A 17,021-nucleotide genomic window follows, 5' to 3' on the forward strand; every position below is an offset into this window, starting at 1 on the left:
CCCGGGGCGGCGCGCTGGTCAGGGGGCGGCCGCCACGCCGTACGGGCTGTTGCCGAGGGTGATGGTCGAGGTGACCTTGAGGGTCGCCGGGTCGATGACCGAGAGGGTGCCCGCGCCCTGGTCGGTGACATAGACCGCGCCGGAGGTGGCCTCGATATTGAACGGATCGGTTCCCGGAGGGCCCACATGGACGGTCTTGACGACCCGGTGCGAGCCGGTGTCGATCACGGACACATCGCCCGGGCCGAGCACGGCGGCGTACACCCTCTTTCCGTCCGGTGAGAGGGTCACGTCGAAGACTCCCTCGCCGACCGGCACGGTGGCGGTGACCTTGCCGGTGCGGGTGGAGAGGACCGAGACCCGGGCGGCCACTTCGTTGGCGACATACACCGACCGGCCGTCCGCGCTGACGGCGACGGCCACGGGGAAGCTGCCCGCAGGGATGGTACGGACGACTCGGCGCGTACGGGTGTCGATCACCGAGACACCGGCCGAGCCCGAGTTGGCGACATACGCCGTGGCGCCGTCGGGGGCCACGGCCACGCTCACCGGGGAGACACCGACCGGGACGGTCGCGGTGACCCGGTTGGTGCGGGTGTCGAGCACGGAGACACTGTTCGCACCGCCGTTGGTGACATAGAGGGTCCGGCCGTCGGGGGTGAGCGCGACACCGCTGGGGCTCTTGCCGACGGCCACGGTCGCGACGATCTTGTGGGTCCGGGTGTCGAGCACCGACACCTTGGCCGACGCGCTGTTGGCGATATAGGCGTGCTTGCCGTCCGGGGTGAGGGCGATGCCTTCGGGGCCGGTGCCCGCCGGGACGGTGGCGGTGACCTTGTGTGTCCCGGTGTCGATCACGGAGATTGTGTTGTCGAGCTGATTGGTCACATAGACCCGGCTCCCGGCTCCCGCCCGCGCGCTGACGGAGGGCGCCGCGACCGGGTCCTGCCGTACGGGGCCGGCCGCGGAACAGGAGGTGAGCAGGAGGGCGACAAAAGCCCCTGTGACCGGGCGGAGCGCCTTCGTGCGCCGCGGGTGCGGGTGCGAGTGCTGCATGGTGCCTCCTGCGGGGCTGGGCCGGGGTCGTGGCCGGGGCCGGTCCGTGGGCGGCGGTCAGGCGAGGAGGCCGCGGGCGTAGTAGTCCTGGCTGTCACGGACACCGGGCAGGGCGAAGAAGTAACCGCCGCCCTGGGGGGTGATGTAGGGCACCAGCGCCTCGCCCTCCAGCCGGGTCTGCATGGCGACATACGTGTTGAGTTCGCGCTGGAAGCAGCAGAACGCGTGGCCCAGGTCGAGTCCGCCGCGTACGTCCGGACTGCGGTCGTAGTCGTAGCTCCGGCGCAGGATGGCGCTGGTCGACGCGGTCTCCGGGGTCTGCGGATTGGCCAGCCGGACATGGGAGTCGAGCGGGGTGATCAGGCCCTGCGGATCGTTGGTGTAGATGGGGTCGAGCTGGTCCGAGGCGTTGGGGTCCGTGGCGTACATGGGGGCGCCGCTGGCCTTGCGCCGGCCGAAGATCCGTTCCTGCTGGGCGACGGTCAGCTTCTGCCACTCTTCGAGCTTGAAGTGGACGATGCGCACCACCTGGTACGTACCGCCGGCCGCCCAGTCGGGTTCGTCGGTACGCGGCTGGACCCAGACCTCCTGGTTGAGCTGGGCGGTGTCGTTGAGATCGGGGTTGGCGATGCCGTCCTTGAAGCCGAACCAGTCGCGAGGGACGCCGACAGGTCGTGACGGGTTGCGTGTGCCGTTGATGCGCCAGCGCTCGTTCATGCCGCCGCTCGTGTGGGTCAGGATGTCGAGCAGCGCGTGCACGGTGGTGTCGCGGTTCGTGGCACAGATCTGTACGAGCATGTCGCCCTGGGAGAGGGCGGGATCCAGGTCGTCGTGGGCGAAGGCCTTCATGGTGACGAGCTGGACCGGCTTGCGGGAGGCCAGTCCGTACCGGCCGTCGAAGAGGCTCGCGCCGAGGGCGACAGTGACGGTCAGATCGCTCACCGGTATCTCGGGGCCGAGGATGCCGTTGTCGGAGGCGGGCTCGTCCGGAGGTGTCCTGGGCGGTGTGCCGCCCGCGGTGAGGAAGCGGGCCCGCGCGGTCAGGGTGCGGAAGAGGTCGGTGAGCGCCTTGCGGTCGTCGGCGGTCACATCGAACGCCATGAAGGTCACGTCCCGCTGCGGGAGGGTCACGATGCCGGCCTGGTGATGGCCGTGGAACGGGATCGGCTTGCTGTCCCGGACGGCCGCGCGGGCCGGTGCGGCGCTGGCGGTACGGGCGGTGGCGCCGGCGCTGTCCAGCAGACCGGCCCCGGCCGCTCCGGCGAGGCCCGCGGCGACCGTGCCCTGGAGGAAGGAACGGCGGGCGAAGAAACCGGCCGGACACTCGCCGCCCGGGTACGCCGCCCCGGGATCGTGCGGGGGCGCAGGGCGGGGCTGTCTCTTCTCGCTCATACGGTTCCCTCCTGGGACGGGACCGCCCAGCGCGTGTTTCGGACGACGCTGCTTCCGAAACACGCCCTGGCGCCGAAAGTACCGGCCGCCCCGCCCGCCCGCCATCGCCACCGCGGCCAGGCGGAGCCCTCCCCCGCCCCTGCCCGCGAGGGCCCCGGCCCCCGCCCTGGGCACGCGAAGTCTCCCGGCGTACTGCTCCGGGGTAGTGAAGATCACCGCGTGGCCGGAGGGGGCCGGCCCCGCTCCGGTATCAGCCCTCGGCCGTCAGGGCCGCCTCGAAGATCCCGTACGCCCGCTTGTCGAAGAGCACGAACCGTACGTCCTCGACCGGCGCCGTCGCGGACTCCTTGACCGTACGGACGGCGATCCCGGCGCCGTCGTCCATGGGCCAGCCGTAGATCCCGGTGGAAATGGCCGGAAAGGCCACGGATTTCGCGCCGAGACCGCCCGCGATCCGCAGGGATTCGCGGTAGCAGGACGCCAGCAGCTCGGAGCGGTCCTCGGCGGCGCTCCACACCGGGCCCACCGTGTGGATCACCCACTGGGCGTCGAGGCGGCCGGCCGTGGTGGCGACGGCCTTGCCGGTGGGGAGGCCGCGGCCGTAGTGCGAGGCGCGCAGGGCGCGGCATTCGGCGAGGATCTCGGGGCCGCCCCGGCTGTGGATCGCGCCGTCGACACCGCCTCCGCCGAGCAGTGAGGAGTTCGCGGCGTTGACGATGGCGTCCACGCGCTGGTCGGTGATGTCTCCGCGGACAAGGGTCAGGGTTGCCATATCGGTGGCTTCCTCAGGTCGCGCGCAGCCGCCGCCAGACCGCTTTCGCCGCGTTGTGCCCGGACATCCCGTGGACTCCGGGGCCGGGCGGGGTCGCGGAGGAGCAGATGAAGACGGCGGGGTGCGCGGTGGCGTAGGGGGTGAGGGAGATCTTGGGGCGCAGGAGCAGTTGGAGCCCGGAGGCGGCGCCGCACGCGATGTCGCCGCCGACGTAGTTGGCGTTACGGGCGGCGAGCTCGGGCGGGCCCGCGGTCGCGCGGGCCAGCACGCGGTCGCGGAAGCCGGGGGCGAAGCGTTCGAGCTGGCGCTCGACCGCGTCGGTGAGGTCGCCCTGCCAGCCGTTGGGGACATGACCGTACACCCAGAAGACCTGCCGGCCCTCGGGGGCCCGGGACGGATCGGCCAGGCTGGGCTGGGCGGCGATCAGGAACGGGGTCGCGGGCGGCTGCCCGCCCGCCGCCTGGCGCAGGGCCGTGCCGATGTCCCCGCTGGTGGGGCCGATCTGGACGGTGCCGGCCCGGCGGGGCTCCTCGGCGGTCCAGGGCACCGGCCCGTCCAGCGCGTAGTCGATCTTGAAGACGCTCGCTCCGTAGCGGTAACCGTCGTACGCGCGGCCGAGGCCCGCGATACGGGCCAGGGCCGTCGGCGAGGTGTCGAAGACATAGGCGCGGGCGGGCGGCAGGTCGTCCAGGCGCTTGACCTCGTATCCGGTGTGGACCGCGCCGCCCAGGTCGCGGAGGTACGCGGCGAGCGCGTCGGAGATCGACTGGGAGCCGCCGCGCGCGGCCGGCCAGCCGCCGGCGTGCGCGGCGAGCGCGAAGATCAGGCCGACGGCGCCGGTGGCGAACCCGCTCAGCGGCGCGATGACATGGGCGACAAGACCGGCGAACAGAGCCCGCGCCTTCTCGTCGTGGAAGCGGTGCGCCAGCCAGGTCGCGGGCGGCAGCCCCGCCAGTCCGAAGCGGGCCAGGGTGACCGGGTCACGCGGCAGCGCGGTCAGCGGCAGGGACATGAAGTCCCGGGAGAGGGTGTCCCACTTGCCGAGGAAGGGGGCGACCAGACGGCGGTACGCCCCGGCGTCGCGCGGGCCGAAGGACGCGGCGGTCTCGGCGACCGAGCGGGACAGCACGGCGGCCGTGCCGTCGTCGAAGGGGTGCGCCATGGGCAGCTCGGGGTGGAGCCAGTCGAGCCCGTACCGGCCGAGGGGCATCGTCGCGAAGACGGGCGAGCCGATGCCCAGCGGGTGCACGGCGGAGCAGGGGTCGTGCCGGAATCCGGGCAGCGTCAGCTCTTCGGTCCTGGCGCCCCCGCCGACGGTGTCCCTGGCCTCGAACACGGCCACCGAGAATCCCCGCCTGGCCAGCTCGACCGCGGCGGTCAGCCCGTTCGGTCCCGCCCCCACGACGACTGCATCGAGCATCGACGTCACCTTCGGACTCCTTCGTAGCCGATGGCAAGAAGTCCCAGGATATTCCCGGCCACCGACAGCCCGAGGGCGGGTACTGTCCGCGACGATGAACCCCACACCTGACACCCCTTTGCCCCGCGCCCTCGCCACGATGGCGGCCCGGCTCACGGAGGTACGGGGCGTACGCGCCGTGGCACTCGGCGGCAGCCGCGCCCGCGGTACCCACCGCCCGGACTCCGACTGGGACCTGGGCGTCTACTACCGCGGCGAGATCGACGTACCGGCACTGACCGCGCTGGCCTCGGAGGTGGCGGACTCGCCGGTGGAGGTGGCGGGCCCCGGGCAGTGGGGGCCCTGGGTCGACGGCGGCGCGTGGCTGCGGGTGGACGGGGCCGCCGTGGACTGGATCCTGCGGGATCTGGACCGGGTGGAACGGGTCTGGGGGGAGTGTTGCGAGGGTCGGTTCGAGATCGGTGTGCAGCCGGGCCACCCGCTCGGGTTCTGGTCGCCCGCGTACGCGGGTGAGGTCGCCCTGTGCCGCGTACTGGCCGACCCCTCGGGCGAGTTGACGGCGCTGCGGAGCGCGACCCGGCACTATCCGGACCGGCTGCGGACGGCGCTCGCCGCGGCGGCCTGGGAGGCGGACTTCTCCGTCGCGGCGGCCCGTAAGTCGGCGGGCGCGGGCGACGCCCTCCATGTCTCGCTCTGTCTGTCCCGGGCCTTCGGCGTGCTCGTACAGGCCCTGCTCGCGCACCACCGCGTCTGGTGCCTCAACGAGAAGGGCGCGACCGCCCTGGCGTCCGCTCTCCCGGACACGCCGCCGGATTTCGCCGGTCGGGTCGCTCGGGTGCTGAAGGTGCTGGACGCGGACGCGGTGGAGGAGGCCGGGGATCTGGTGCGGGAGGTACGAGCCGTCCTGGGCGCCTGACGGGTTGTCAGGCGCCCGTCAGGAGCCGCTGCCGTATGTACTGGGCCGTGGCGGTGTCGCGGGCCGCTGTGAAGGGGAGCGCGTTACCGCCGGTGATACGGAACGGCTCGCCCGTGAGGGTCGTCTGGGCGCCGCCCGCCTCCGTCACCAGGAGGAGGCCCGCCGCGTGGTCCCAGGCCAGTTCCCAGTTGAAGGCCACAGCGTCGAGCGCGCCCCGGGCGACGGCCAGATATTCCAGCCCCGCCGAGCCGCACGCGCGGGTGCTGATGCCCTCGGTGTAAAGGCCCAGGAGGGCGCGCTTCTGTTCGTCGGTGGTGTAGTCGGGGTGGGACATGGCGATCTCCAGCCTCGCGCCGGGCGCGGGGGCTCCGGCGCGCAGCGGGACGCCGTTGAGCGTGGCGCCCCGGCCGCGTACGGCGATCGCCATCTCGTCCAGCGCCGCCGCGTAGGTCCAGGACGCCAGCACCTCGCCGCCCTGCGCCAGCGCCACGAGCGTGCAGAAGCCGGGCTCTCCGTGGACGAACTGGCGGGTGCCGTCGACCGGGTCGACGATCCATACGGGCGCGTCCGCGCGCAGCGCGTCGTACACCGCCGGGTCGGCGTGGACCGCCTCCTCGCCGACCACCAGCGAGCCGGGCAGCAGCGCGGTCAGGGCGGCTGCGAGATGTTCCTCCGCGCGCCGGTCCGCGGTCGTCACCAGGTCGTGCGGGCCGCTCTTCTCGCTGATCTCGTGCGCGGCGAGCTGCCGGAAGCGCGGCATGATCTCGGCGGCGGCCGCCGCGCGCACCGCCGCCTCGACGGCCGACACCCGGGGCCCGGCGGGCACCCCGTCCCCCGACGAGGCCGCGCCTCGCAGGGGGACCGTTCCGTACACAGAGTCATCGATCATGCTTCCCAGCCAATCACGCGCCTCCGACAATCCGGAGGGCGGGCCGGGTGACGGCTCGGCGGACTCTCAGCGCCCTACGGCGTAACCCTGCATGCCACGCGGGTTCGCGGCCGCCGACAGGACGCCGGTTTCCGGGTCCCTGGCGACCGCGCACAGCCGCCCCTCCGACCAGGGCTCGCCGACGGTCACCTCATGGCCGCGCCGCCGCAGCCCCTCGACGACCTCCGGGGCCGTGCCCGCCTCGACGGTCACGCTCCCCGGCCGCATCCCGCGCGGGAAGAAGGAGCCCGGGAAGCTGTCGTTGTGCCAGTTCGGCGCGTCGACGGCGCCCTGGAGGTCGAGCCCGCCGCGGACCCGCGCCCGCAGGGCGAGCGCCAGGAAGAAGTGGAACTGCCACTGGTCCTGCTGGTCGCCGCCGGGCGTGCCGAACGCCAGAACCGGTACGCCCTCGCGCAGTGCGAGCGACGGGGTAAGGGTGGTACGGGGACGGCGCCCCGGAGTCAGCGAGTTCGGCAGGCCGGGGTCCAGCCAGGCCATCTGGAGCCGGGTGCCCAGCGGAAAGCCCAGCTCGGGCACGACCGGGTTGGACTGGAGCCAGCCGCCGCTCGGCGTGGCGGCGATCATATTGCCCCAGCGGTCGACGATGTCGAGATGGCAGGTGTCACCCCGGGTGGCCCCGTCCCTGGCGACGGTCGGCTCGCCGGCGCCCGCGGCCGGCAGGCCCAGCGGGTCGAAGCCGGGCTCACCGGCGGCGACGGCGGTGGCATGGGCGCTGAGGACCGGCTCGCGCCCGTCCGGGCTGCCGGGTCGCAGCTCGTACGAGGCGCGCTCACCGATGAGCGCGCGGCGCGCGGTGTTGTACGGCTCCGAGAGCAGCGCGGCGAGCGGTGCCTCGGCGGCATCGCCGTACCAGGCCTCCCGGTCGGCCATCGCCAGCTTGCAGCCCTCGATGAGCTGATGCACGTACTCCGCCGAGCCGTACGCGGGCAGTTCCTCGACCCGCGACGGCAGCAGGGCGAGCTGCTGGAGGAAGACGGGGCCCTGGCTCCAGGCGCCCGCCTTGCAGAGGGTCCAGCCGTTCCACTCGTAGGTGGCGGGTGCCTCGTACGCCGCCGACCAGTCCGCGAGATCGGCCGCGGTGAGGGTGCCGGTGTGGCGGGAGCCGCTGGTGTCCATGGTGGGGCGGGCGGACTGCCGGAGCAGCGCCTCCGCGATGAAGCCCTCGCGCCACACCGTACGGGCGGCCTCGATCTCGGCCACCCGGTCCCCGCCGCCGACCGCCTGGGCCTCGGCGATCAGCCGGCGCCAGGTCGCGGCGAGGACGGGGTTACGGAACAGCTCCCCCGGCGCCGGTGCCTTGCCGCTGGGGAGGTAGACATCGGCGGACGAGGTCCACTCGGTCTCGAAGAGTTCCCTGACCGACTCGACGGTCTCGGCGACCCGTTCGACGGGCGGGTGGCCGTCCTCGGCGTACTCGACGGCGTAACGGAGCACCTGGGCCAGGGACTTGGTGCCGTGGTCGCGCAGGAGCAGCATCCACGCGTCGAAGGCGCCGGGCACGGCCGCGGCCAACGGGCCGGTGCCGGGGACCAGTTCGAGGCCGAGGGAGCGGTAGTGGGCGATGGTCGCGCCGGCGGGCGCGGGGCCCTGGCCGCAGAGCACCCGGACCTCGCCGCCCGCGGGCGCCAGGATGATCGGCACCTCGCCGCCGGGGCCGTTGAGGTGAGGTTCGACGACATGGAGGACGAAGCCCGCGGCGACGGCGGCGTCGAAGGCGTTGCCGCCGTCCTCCAGGACGGCCATCGCGGACTGCGAGGCGAGCCAGTGGGTGGAGGAGACCATGCCGATGGTGCCCTGAAGGGTCGGCCGGGTCGTGAACATACGGATGCCACCTCACTGTTGGGACGGACCGGTCGCGCCCAGCAGGATATCGGGCGCGAGTGCGGCGACGTCCGCGAGGAGAGCCGGAAAAGACCGGAGGGAGGACGCGGAAAAACGCGTCCTCCCTCGGTGGCGGTGCCCCGGCGGGGCCACCTGCTAATCGATGTTGATCTCGTTGTGGATGTTGCCCGTGCTGAAATTGATCAGGGCGCCGCCGCAGACAAGGAGACAGGGGCGGTTCGGGGGCGTGGGCGGCACCGGTGTCGTCGACACCACAACGGCCGTCTCGTCGTTCGAAGCGCCGCAATTGTCATTGCCGTTGTAAGCGGCCGTAATGGTGTGAGTGCCGGTGGTGGTGAAACTCGCCGTATAACTCGCCTGCCCGTCCGCTCCGACGGGCACGGTGTTCAGGATGTCCCCGCCGTCGAAGAACGTCATACCGAGACCGCCGCTGGGATCGCCCTCGCAGGTCACCGTCGCGGTGAGCTGCACCGACTGCCCGACGGTCGCCGAGGAGGGCGTCGCCTGGACCGTGGTCATGGACGGTACGGCCGCCGCCGCCGGCGTGGCGAAGGCCACCACCGCGGCGAACGCCGCGACGGTGGCCATTCTCCAGGCTTGCCGTTCTTTCCGATGTCGCACTGATTCCACTCCTTGATCGGCAAAAGGGCAGAGACCCGCCGCAAGGGGGCAGCGGGTCGGAGAGCGTCACCCTACGCCGGGAGTCCCGCCATTCCCGGGAGGCATTGGCTCGGCCGGCCCACTCCGGTCGAATGGGTGAGCAGAAGGAGCGGAATTCTTTTCTCTGTGCATAAGGACTCTTTGTGCATACGGACTCCGCGCACGCGCTAAATCATGGGCGCCGCCACTCGCGTATAGGTCAGGGAGTTGCTGGTGCCGCCGGCCGAGGTGACATTGACGGAAACGGATCCCGTGGTGCCCGCCGGAGCGAGCGCGGCGATGGTGGTGTCGGACAGTACGGTGAACGCCGCGGACGCCGTGCCGAAGCGGACCGCGGTCGTGGTGGTCAGACCGCTGCCGATGAGGGTGACACCGGCTCCGGCGCTGGTCGGCCCCTGCGCCGGGGAGAGCGCGCTGAGGACCGGGGGCGCCACATAGGTGTAGGTGAGCGGGTTGCTGACGCCGCCGGGGCCCGTGACGGTGACGGCGACCGACCCCGTACCCGCCGGTGAGACGGCGGTGATCTGCGCGGACGAGGTGACCGTGAAACCGGCCGCCGGGGTGGCGCCGAAGGCGACGGCCGTGGCGCCGGTCAGGCCGGCCCCGGTCAGAACGACGGTGGTGCCGCCCGATGCCGGACCCTGGCCGGGCGAGATGTCGACGAGGTAGGGCGCGCTCACATAGAAGAAGTAGACGGGACCGGAGGTGCCGCCGGCTGTGGTGACGGTGATGGGCACCGCGCCCGATCCGGCCGGTGAGACGGCGGTGATCTGGGTGGCGGAGTTGACGATGTAGCTGGTGGCGGGGATGCCCCCGAAGGTCACGGCCGTGGCGCCGGTGAGGGCGGTCCCGGTGAGGACGACGGTGGTGCCGCCGGATGTCGGGCCCTGGGTGGGCGATGCGGCGGTGAGGGTGGGCGGCGCCACGTACGTGTAGGGGACGGAACCGCTGGTCCCGCCGGGCGTTCTGACGGTGACTCCGACGGTGCCCGTCCCGGGCGGGACCGTCGCGGTGATCTGCGTCGTCGAGTTGACGGTGTAGAGGAGAGCGGCGGCGGTGCCGAAGCTGACCGCGGTGACACCGGTGAAACCGCTGCCGTTCAGTGTCACGACGTTGTTGCCCGCCGTAGGACCCGAATTGGGTACGACCGAGTTGAGCACGGGCGCGGCGGCGATGGCGGTCGGCCGCGCCGCCGCCACGGCGGGATCGCGGTTGTCCACGGTGTCTCCGTAGGTGTGAGTGGGCTTGCAAAGCCGTGAAGGGGCCGGAAACGGCCGATCGCCCGCCGCTGGACGGGCGGGCCGTGGCCCCCGGCCCGGAAGGGAGACCGGGCCGGGGACTCGGGAGGGGACAGGGCGTCCCGCGGGAAGGTGCCGCCTCGCGGAACGCCGTGTCCGCCTCGGCAGGGGGGCGGACCCCGAGAGTGGCCGCCCTCGATGGCTCGGTCAGATACCGGGCCCGGCGACGTAGGTGAACGCGTCCGTGGAGGTCACGCTGCCCGCGTCATTGGTCACGACGACATCCACCGCGCCGGCCGCGCCGGGCGGGGTGACGGCCGACACCGAGGTGTCGGAGATCACCGTGAACGGCGCCGGGTTGCCGTCGAACGTCACCTGTGTGGTGCTGGTGAGGTTCGTACCGGTGATGGTCACGGCCGTACCGCCCGCCGTCGGCCCCTCGTCGGGGGCGACCGCCGTCACCGTCGGGGCGGCGACATAGGTGTACGAGAGGCCGTTGTTGGTGCCGCCCGCCGTGGTGACGCTGACGCTCACGGCGCCGGCCGCGCCGGCCGGGACGACCACGGTGATCTGGCTGTCGGACACCACGGTGGGCACCGCGGTGTTGGCGCCGAAGGCGACACTGGTGGCGCTGGAGAGACCGGTGCCGTTGATGGTGACGGTCTGGCCGCCCGCCGTCGACCCGGAGGTCGGACTCAGGGACTGCTTGAACGGCGCGCCGACGTAGTAGAAGGGGATGGGGTTGCTCGTCCCTCCCGGCGTGGTCACCGTGACGCCCACCGCCCCGCTGCCGGACGGAGAGACGGCGGTGACCTGCGTGGGTGAGACGTTGGTGAGGTTGGTGGCGAGCCGGGTGCCGAAGCGCACCGCGGTGGTGCCGGAGAGATTGGTGCCGGTAATGGTGACGGGCGTGCCGCCACCGCTGGATCCTTGGTTCGGAGTGATGGGCATGAGTGCTTCTTCCTCGCCCGGGATGTGGTGCATCGCCGAGCGCTGATGGGAGCGTTCGGGCCCTTGTCACCGCGGCAGGTCACGAGTCAGCTCTTGTGTCCACTGGCCAGGTGAGATATCAACGGCCTTGTCCGGTGCCCGGTCGCCGGTCCCGCGCCACCCGTGTCACACCGAAGGTCATTGACGTACACAGCCTGTCAGGCTCGAAAATGCACCGCCTGATCAGGGGCTCGCTCGCGTCTTCGCGGATTCTCAGGCCCGCCGATGCGCATAGCTGAAGTAACCCATCCGGGTGATTTCGCCACAAGGCTTCCGACAGGGAGTCACCCGTTCAGCCGAGCGCTGTGGCCTGAACTGGGGCGCATTAGCGGCGCATTCGTGAAATTCCCACTATCGTCTCGTCACGCCTTGACACCGGACAGCAGTACGATTTGCACAGGTCATGCCCCAAAGGCGGAGGTTTCCCGTGCACGGTGAGTACAAGGTCCCCGGCGGCAAGCTCGTCGTCGTCGATCTCGACACGGAGGACGGGCTGCTGCGCCGGGTGCGGGTCGCCGGGGACTTCTTCCTGGAGCCCGACGAGGCGATCGAGGCCATCGACCGGGCCCTGGAGGGCGCGCCCGCCGACACCGACGCCGCCGGTCTCGCCGGCCGTGTCGAAGCGGCGCTTCCCGAGGGCACGGTGATGTACGGGCTGACCGCCGAGGGCATCGCCGTCGCGGTCCGCCGCGCGCTGGCGCACGCCACCGACTGGACGGACTACGACTGGCAGCTCGTCCACGAGCCGCCCCAGTCCCCCGCCCTCCACATGGCGCTCGACGAGGTCCTCACCACCGAGGTCGCGGCCGGGCTGCGTCCGCCGACGCTGCGGGTCTGGGAGTGGGCGGCGCCCGCGGTGGTGATCGGCAGCTTCCAGTCCCTGAGGAACGAGGTCGACCCCGAGGGCGCCGAGCGCCACGGCATCACGGTGGTCCGCCGTATCTCGGGAGGCGGCGCCATGTTCATCGAGCCCGGCAACACCATCACGTACTCCCTCTCGGTGCCGGACTCGCTCGTCAAGGGGCTCACCTTCGCCGACAGTTACGCGTATCTGGACGACTGGGTGCTGGGCGCGCTCGGCGACATGGGCGTCAAGGCCTGGTACCAGCCGCTCAACGACATCGCCACGGACAGTGGCAAGGTCGCGGGGGCCGCCCAGAAGCGCATCGTGAGCGGGACGGGCGCCGTACTGCACCATGTGACCATGGCGTACGACATCGACGCCGCCAAGATGCTCGACGTGCTCCGTATCGGTCGCGAGAAGCTCTCGGACAAGGGGACCCGCAGCGCGGCCAAGCGGGTCGACCCCCTGCGGCGCCAGACGGGACTGCCGCGCGAGGCGGTCATCGAGCGGATGATCGCCTCCTTCCGGAACCGTTACGGGCTCACCGAAGGCAAGGTCACGGACCACGAGATGGCACGGGCACGGGAGCTGGCGGAGACGAAGTTCAGCACCCCGGAGTGGACGGCCCGGGTGCCGTAGGCCCTGTCCGGCCAGGACGGCCGGAACAGCCGACGGGTCGCCGCCGGCCGTCCCGGGTCCCGCTGTCAGCGGGCCTTGTTACGGTCGTGCACCCGGCCTGTAGGGCCCTCAGGCCGCCACGCTCCGGCGGCCCGGCAGGGTCAGCGCCACGTACAGCACCAGCGAGGCCGCGAGGCCCACCGCCCAGCCGTAGTCGGCGAGCGGCTTCAGGAAGGGGATCAGTCCGTCCTCGGGGAACGGCCCCTTCCCCGGCGCCGAGTGCGAGCCGCCCACGGCCAGCACACCGCCGACGGCGAAGGCCAGCACCGCCCGGGGGTTCCAGCCGTTCGCGTACCAGTAGCGGCCGCCGGGGCGGTAGAGATCGCCGAGGTCGAGGACCGTGCGCCGGACGATCCAGTAGTCGGCGATCAGGATGCCCGCGACCGTACCGAGCAGACCGCCCACCAGCCCCAGCCAGGTGAAGATGTACAGCTCGGGGGTGGAGGTCAGCTTCCAGGGCATGCACAGGACCCCGACCACACCGGTGATGAGCGCGCCCGTACGGAAGTTGATCAGCTTCGGTACGAGATTGGCGAGGTCATAGGCGGGCGAGACCACATTGGCTGCTATATTCACCGAAATCGTCGCGACCAGTACGGTCACCAGCGCGAAGAGCAGCCCGAAGACATTGTCGGTCTTGGCGGCCAGCTCGACCGGATCCCAGACGGCCGCCCCGTACACCGCCTGCGAGCCCGAGGTCACGAACACGGACAGCAGCGCGAAGAGGGTCATGGTGGTCGGCAGGCCGAGCGACTGGCCCCAGATCTGGGCGCGTTGGCCCGCGCCGAAGCGGGTGAAGTCGGGGATGTTCAGGGAGAGCGTGGACCAGAAGGCGATCATTCCCATGAGGGACGGGAAGAAGACCGGCCAGAAGTCGGCGCCCCAGCCCAGCTTCGAGGGCTGGTCGAGCAGCGGGCCGAGACCGCCCGCCTTGACACCGATCCAGACGAGCAGCACCAGCGCGCCGACGATCACAAACGGCGCCGCCCAGTTCTCGAAGCGGCGCAGGGTGTCCATCCCCCGGTAGATGATGGCGAGTTCGAGCGCCCAGAAGAGAACGAAGCAGAGCCAGAGCGTCCAGGGCTGACCGCCGATCTCCGACGCCTCCGCCCAGCCGCCGAAGATCTTGCCGAGCAGTACGAAGATGCCCTGGCCGCCGATCCAGGTCTGGATCCCGAACCAGGCGCAGGCCACGGCCGCCCTGATCAGCGCGGGCAGATTGGCGCCGCGCAGCCCGAACGAGGCGCGGGCCAGCACCGGGAACGGGATGCCGTACTTGGGTCCGGCATGCCCGGTGAGCAGCATCGGGAACAGGACGATCAGATTGGCCAGCGCGATCGTGAAGACCGCCTGCTTCCAGTCCATCCCCAGGGTGACCAGGCCGGAGGCCAGCAGCCACGAGGGGATGTTGTGCGCCATGCCGACCCAGAGCGCGGCGAAGTTGTACGTCGTCCAGCGGCGGCGGGCGACCGGGACGGGCAGCAGATCGTCGTTGACGAAACGGCTGTCGCTTGGGAGCGCGCCGGGCGGCAGCTCGACGCGGCCCTGGGGATCGGCTATCGGTTCTCCTGGGGACGGGGGAGGTACGGTCGCGGTCATGGCGGCGGGACCCTTCGTTCCAAAGCGGTGATCGGGGACGTCGAACATCGGGAACGTCGAACGAGGCCGTGCGGGAGGCGGTTCGGGTTCGGGCCCGGCGGGCGTCGCGGGAAGGGCCCGGTCAGTCCGTCAGCGCGGGGATGATCTCCGCGCCGTACGCGTCGATCGTCGCTTCCTTCGCGTCATGCATGTTGTAGACGGCGAACTGGTCGACGCCCAGCTCGCGCAGCGCCCTCAGCTTCTCGATATGCGCCTCGACGGGACCCAGCAGACAGAACCGGTCCACGATCTCGTCGGGCACGAAGTCCGTGGACGGATTCCCGGCCCGGCCGTGGTGGCTGTAGTCGTACCCCTCGCGCTGCTTGATGTACGCGGTCAGCGCCTCCGGCACCAGGCCCGAGCCCTCTCCGTACCGCGCCACCAGATCGGCGACATGATTGCCGACCATCCCGCCGAACCAGCGGCACTGCTCGCGCGCGTGCGCGCGGTCGTCGCCCACATAGGCGGGCGCCGCGACACAGATCGTCACGGAGTCCGGGTCGCGCCCGGCGTCCGAGGCGGCCGTACGGACCGCCCTGACCATCCACTCGGTCAGGAACGGGTCCGCGAGCTGGAGGATGAATCCGTCGGCCTTCTGCCCCGCCAGCGCCAGCGCCTTCGGCCCGTACGCCGCCATCCACACCGGCAGCTTTCCGTCCCGTACCCAGGGCAGCCGCAGCTCCTGCCCGTCGACGGTGGCCTCGCGGCCCTCCGCCAGATCGCGGATGGCCCCGATCGCGTCGCCCAGCCTGGCCAGGGTGGTGGGTCTGCGGCCCGCCACCCGCATCGCCGAGTCGCCGCGCCCGATCCCGCACACGGTGCGGTTGCCGTACATCTCGTTGAGCGTGGCGAAGGTGGAGGCGGTCACCTCCCAGGTCCTGGTGCCCGGGTTGGTGACCATGGGGCCCACGGTCAGGGTCGTGGTGTGCTCCAGAATGCGGCTGTAGATGACGAACGGCTCCTGCCAGAGCACGGCGGAGTCGAAGGTCCAGCCGTACCGGAAGCCGTTGCGCTCGGCGCGCCGCATGAGGCCGACGACCGCCGAGGCCGGCGGGTCGGTCTGGAGGACGAGTCCGAAGTCCATGGCCTGGTCACTCCTCGGTTGTCGGGTGAGATATGTCGAATGAGGTGATGAGGTATCGGGATGCTCAGGTGCGGTACTGGGGTTGTCAGGTGAGGTACTGGCACGTGGCGCGTGGGGTGTACTGCCCGTGTCCCGCCCGGCCGGTGAACTCCCGCCGTTCGATGACGAGTTCACCGCGCGAGAGGACCGTCTCCACCTGTCCGGTGAGCCGCTTGCCCTCGTACGCGGAGTAGTCGACGTTCATGTGGTGCGTCTCGGCCGAGACGGTCTGCTCGGCGCTCGGGTCGTATATGACGATGTCGGCGTCGGCGCCGGGCGCGATGGTGCCCTTGCGGGGGTAGAGACCGAACATCCTGGCCGGGGTGGCGCAGGCGATCTCGATCCACCGGCGGCGGCTCAACTTGCCCTCGACCACGGCCTGATGGAGCAGATCCATCCGGTTCTCCACACCGGGAAGGCCGTTGGGGATCTTCGAGAAGTCGCCGCGCCCCAGCTCCTTCTGCCCGACGAAGCAGAACGGGCAGTGGTCCGTGGACACCACCTGGAGATCGTTGGTGCGCAGCCCCCGCCAGAGCGCGGCTTGGTGCTCCTTGGGCCGCAGCGGGGTGGAGCAGACGTATTTGGCGCCTTCGAAGTCCGGTTCGGCGAGATTGTCGGTGGAGAGGAACAGGTACTGCGGGCAGGTCTCGCCGAAGACCGGGAGCCCTTGGTCGCGGGCGGCGGCCAGTTCGGCGACGGCTTCCTCCGCCGAGACATGGACGACATAGAGCGGGGCGTCCGCGACCTGCGCCAGCTTGATCGCCCGGTGGGTGGCCTCGGCCTCCAGCAGGGCTTTCCGTACCTCCCCGTGGTAGCGGGGGTCGGTGCGGCCTGCGGCCAGGGCCTGTTCGACCAGGACATCGATGGCGATGCCGTTCTCGGCGTGCATCATGATCAGCCCGCCGTTCTGCGCACCGCGCTGCATGGCGCGCAGGATGCGCCCGTCGTCGCTGTAGAAGACACCGGGATAGGCCATGAAGAGCTTGAACGAGGTGACGCCCTCCTGGACCAGGAGGTCCATCTCCTTCAGGGAGCTCTCGTTCACATCGGACATGATCATGTGGAAGGCGTAGTCGATCGCGCACTGCCCGTCGGCCTTGGCGAACCAGGCGTCGAGACCTTCGCGCAGCGCCCGGCCCGGGGACTGGACGGCGAAGTCGACGATGGTGGTGGTGCCTCCCCAGGCGGCGGCCCGGGTGCCGGTCTCGAAGGTGTCGGAGGCGAAGGTGCCGCCGAACGGCAGCTCCATATGGGTGTGCGCGTCGACCCCGCCCGGGATGACGTATTTGCCGGTGGCGTCGATCGTACGGCCGGTGCTCCAGCCCTCCGCCACGCCCGAGCCGTGCGCGGCGAGTGCGGCGATCCGGCCGTCCTCGATCAGGACATCGGCACGGGTCTCGTCGGCGGCGGTGATGACGAGCCCGCCGCGGATCAGGGTGCGGGTACTGCTCATGGTGGTGGCGCCCTCCCTTTTTGAACGATCGGGCCCGGAACGATCGGGCC

At 71.3% G+C, this 17,021-nt stretch carries 14 protein-coding genes; 2 read left to right on the forward strand and 12 right to left on the reverse strand.

The genetic code is table 11. The features are described from left to right. Positions 1 to 18 precede the first annotated feature (18 nt). The 4 genes from ACFU9P_RS19025 to ACFU9P_RS19040 form a co-directional block, all read right to left on the reverse strand. Positions 19 to 1,056 carry a beta-propeller fold lactonase family protein gene (locus tag ACFU9P_RS19025; RefSeq protein ID WP_384082107.1) on the reverse strand — a complete coding sequence of 346 codons (1,038 nt, stop codon included), beginning with the start codon at positions 1,054 to 1,056 and terminating at the stop codon, positions 19 to 21. A gap of 57 nt (positions 1,057 to 1,113) precedes the next feature. After that, on the reverse strand, positions 1,114 to 2,448 hold the full coding sequence (locus ACFU9P_RS19030; protein WP_384082110.1) for a Dyp-type peroxidase: 1,335 nt from the start codon (positions 2,446 to 2,448) through the stop codon (positions 1,114 to 1,116). Positions 2,449 to 2,698: 250 nt separating this feature from the next. Further along, positions 2,699 to 3,220, reverse strand: coding sequence for an O-acetyl-ADP-ribose deacetylase (locus ACFU9P_RS19035; protein WP_384082113.1), 522 nt, complete (start codon positions 3,218 to 3,220; stop codon positions 2,699 to 2,701). A 13-nt stretch (positions 3,221 to 3,233) separates the two neighbouring features. Next, a complete protein-coding gene (locus ACFU9P_RS19040; RefSeq protein WP_384082116.1) occupies positions 3,234 to 4,649 on the reverse strand; it encodes a phytoene desaturase family protein in 1,416 nt (471 codons plus the stop codon). An 85-nt stretch (positions 4,650 to 4,734) separates the two neighbouring features. Here ACFU9P_RS19040 and ACFU9P_RS19045 point away from each other — a divergent pair, with 85 nt between their 5' ends. Further along, positions 4,735 to 5,556, forward strand: coding sequence for a nucleotidyltransferase domain-containing protein (locus ACFU9P_RS19045; RefSeq protein ID WP_384082119.1), 822 nt, complete (start codon positions 4,735 to 4,737; stop codon positions 5,554 to 5,556). Positions 5,557 to 5,563: 7 nt separating this feature from the next. Here the strand turns inward: ACFU9P_RS19045 and ACFU9P_RS19050 are convergent, their stop codons facing one another. The 5 genes from ACFU9P_RS19050 to ACFU9P_RS19070 form a co-directional block, all read right to left on the reverse strand. After that, positions 5,564 to 6,445 (reverse strand): inositol monophosphatase family protein, encoded by an 882-nt coding sequence (locus ACFU9P_RS19050; RefSeq protein WP_376386785.1) that lies wholly within the window; start codon positions 6,443 to 6,445, stop codon positions 5,564 to 5,566. Between the two features lie 66 nt (positions 6,446 to 6,511). After that, on the reverse strand, positions 6,512 to 8,326 hold the full coding sequence (locus tag ACFU9P_RS19055) for a gamma-glutamyltransferase family protein (RefSeq protein ID WP_384082122.1): 1,815 nt from the start codon (positions 8,324 to 8,326) through the stop codon (positions 6,512 to 6,514). 156 nt (positions 8,327 to 8,482) lie between these two features. Further along, on the reverse strand, positions 8,483 to 8,935 hold the full coding sequence (locus ACFU9P_RS19060; RefSeq protein WP_384082125.1) for an Ig-like domain-containing protein: 453 nt from the start codon (positions 8,933 to 8,935) through the stop codon (positions 8,483 to 8,485). A gap of 239 nt (positions 8,936 to 9,174) precedes the next feature. Then, the gene (locus ACFU9P_RS19065) at positions 9,175 to 10,227 is read right to left on the reverse strand and encodes an IPT/TIG domain-containing protein (RefSeq protein WP_384082128.1); all 1,053 of its coding nucleotides are present in this window, start codon (positions 10,225 to 10,227) and stop codon (positions 9,175 to 9,177) included. 225 nt (positions 10,228 to 10,452) lie between these two features. Further along, positions 10,453 to 11,196 (reverse strand): IPT/TIG domain-containing protein, encoded by a 744-nt coding sequence (locus ACFU9P_RS19070; protein WP_384082131.1) that lies wholly within the window; start codon positions 11,194 to 11,196, stop codon positions 10,453 to 10,455. A 466-nt stretch (positions 11,197 to 11,662) separates the two neighbouring features. Between ACFU9P_RS19070 and ACFU9P_RS19075 the strand changes: the two genes are divergently transcribed. Further along, positions 11,663 to 12,718 carry a biotin/lipoate A/B protein ligase family protein gene (locus ACFU9P_RS19075; protein WP_384082134.1) on the forward strand — a complete coding sequence of 352 codons (1,056 nt, stop codon included), beginning with the start codon at positions 11,663 to 11,665 and terminating at the stop codon, positions 12,716 to 12,718. A 108-nt stretch (positions 12,719 to 12,826) separates the two neighbouring features. On the opposite strand, the gene ACFU9P_RS19080 is transcribed toward ACFU9P_RS19075, so the two are convergent. From ACFU9P_RS19080 to hydA, 3 genes are all read right to left on the reverse strand, one after another. Continuing rightward, on the reverse strand, positions 12,827 to 14,356 hold the full coding sequence (locus tag ACFU9P_RS19080; RefSeq protein ID WP_384082137.1) for an NCS1 family nucleobase:cation symporter-1: 1,530 nt from the start codon (positions 14,354 to 14,356) through the stop codon (positions 12,827 to 12,829). Between the two features lie 121 nt (positions 14,357 to 14,477). Beyond that, on the reverse strand, positions 14,478 to 15,479 hold the full coding sequence (locus ACFU9P_RS19085) for a TIGR03842 family LLM class F420-dependent oxidoreductase (protein WP_384082140.1): 1,002 nt from the start codon (positions 15,477 to 15,479) through the stop codon (positions 14,478 to 14,480). A gap of 85 nt (positions 15,480 to 15,564) precedes the next feature. Then, positions 15,565 to 16,971: a dihydropyrimidinase gene (gene hydA, locus ACFU9P_RS19090; RefSeq protein WP_384082143.1), complete on the reverse strand. Its 1,407-nt coding sequence runs from the start codon at positions 16,969 to 16,971 to the stop codon at positions 15,565 to 15,567. Between the last annotated feature and the right edge of the window lie 50 nt (positions 16,972 to 17,021).

The sequence above is a fragment of the Streptomyces sp. NPDC057617 genome (assembly GCF_042800555.1).
GTDB lineage: Bacteria > Actinomycetota > Actinomycetes > Streptomycetales > Streptomycetaceae > Streptomyces.

What these genes read in the sequence shown, in the direction of transcription:
- ACFU9P_RS19025 (WP_384082107.1), bottom strand. Translation starts at nt 1,056, where the DNA reads ATGCAGCACTCGCACCCGCACCCGCGGCGCACGAAGGCGCTCCGCCCG.
- ACFU9P_RS19030 (WP_384082110.1), bottom strand. Translation starts at nt 2,448, where the DNA reads ATGAGCGAGAAGAGACAGCCCCGCCCTGCGCCCCCGCACGATCCCGGG.
- ACFU9P_RS19035 (WP_384082113.1), bottom strand. Translation starts at nt 3,220, where the DNA reads ATGGCAACCCTGACCCTTGTCCGCGGAGACATCACCGACCAGCGCGTG.
- ACFU9P_RS19045 (WP_384082119.1), top strand. Translation starts at nt 4,735, where the DNA reads ATGAACCCCACACCTGACACCCCTTTGCCCCGCGCCCTCGCCACGATG.
- ACFU9P_RS19050 (WP_376386785.1), bottom strand. Translation starts at nt 6,445, where the DNA reads ATGATCGATGACTCTGTGTACGGAACGGTCCCCCTGCGAGGCGCGGCC.
- ACFU9P_RS19055 (WP_384082122.1), bottom strand. Translation starts at nt 8,326, where the DNA reads ATGTTCACGACCCGGCCGACCCTTCAGGGCACCATCGGCATGGTCTCC.
- ACFU9P_RS19060 (WP_384082125.1), bottom strand. Translation starts at nt 8,935, where the DNA reads ATGGCCACCGTCGCGGCGTTCGCCGCGGTGGTGGCCTTCGCCACGCCG.
- ACFU9P_RS19070 (WP_384082131.1), bottom strand. Translation starts at nt 11,196, where the DNA reads ATGCCCATCACTCCGAACCAAGGATCCAGCGGTGGCGGCACGCCCGTC.
- ACFU9P_RS19080 (WP_384082137.1), bottom strand. Translation starts at nt 14,356, where the DNA reads ATGACCGCGACCGTACCTCCCCCGTCCCCAGGAGAACCGATAGCCGAT.
- ACFU9P_RS19085 (WP_384082140.1), bottom strand. Translation starts at nt 15,479, where the DNA reads ATGGACTTCGGACTCGTCCTCCAGACCGACCCGCCGGCCTCGGCGGTC.
- hydA (WP_384082143.1), bottom strand. Translation starts at nt 16,971, where the DNA reads ATGAGCAGTACCCGCACCCTGATCCGCGGCGGGCTCGTCATCACCGCC.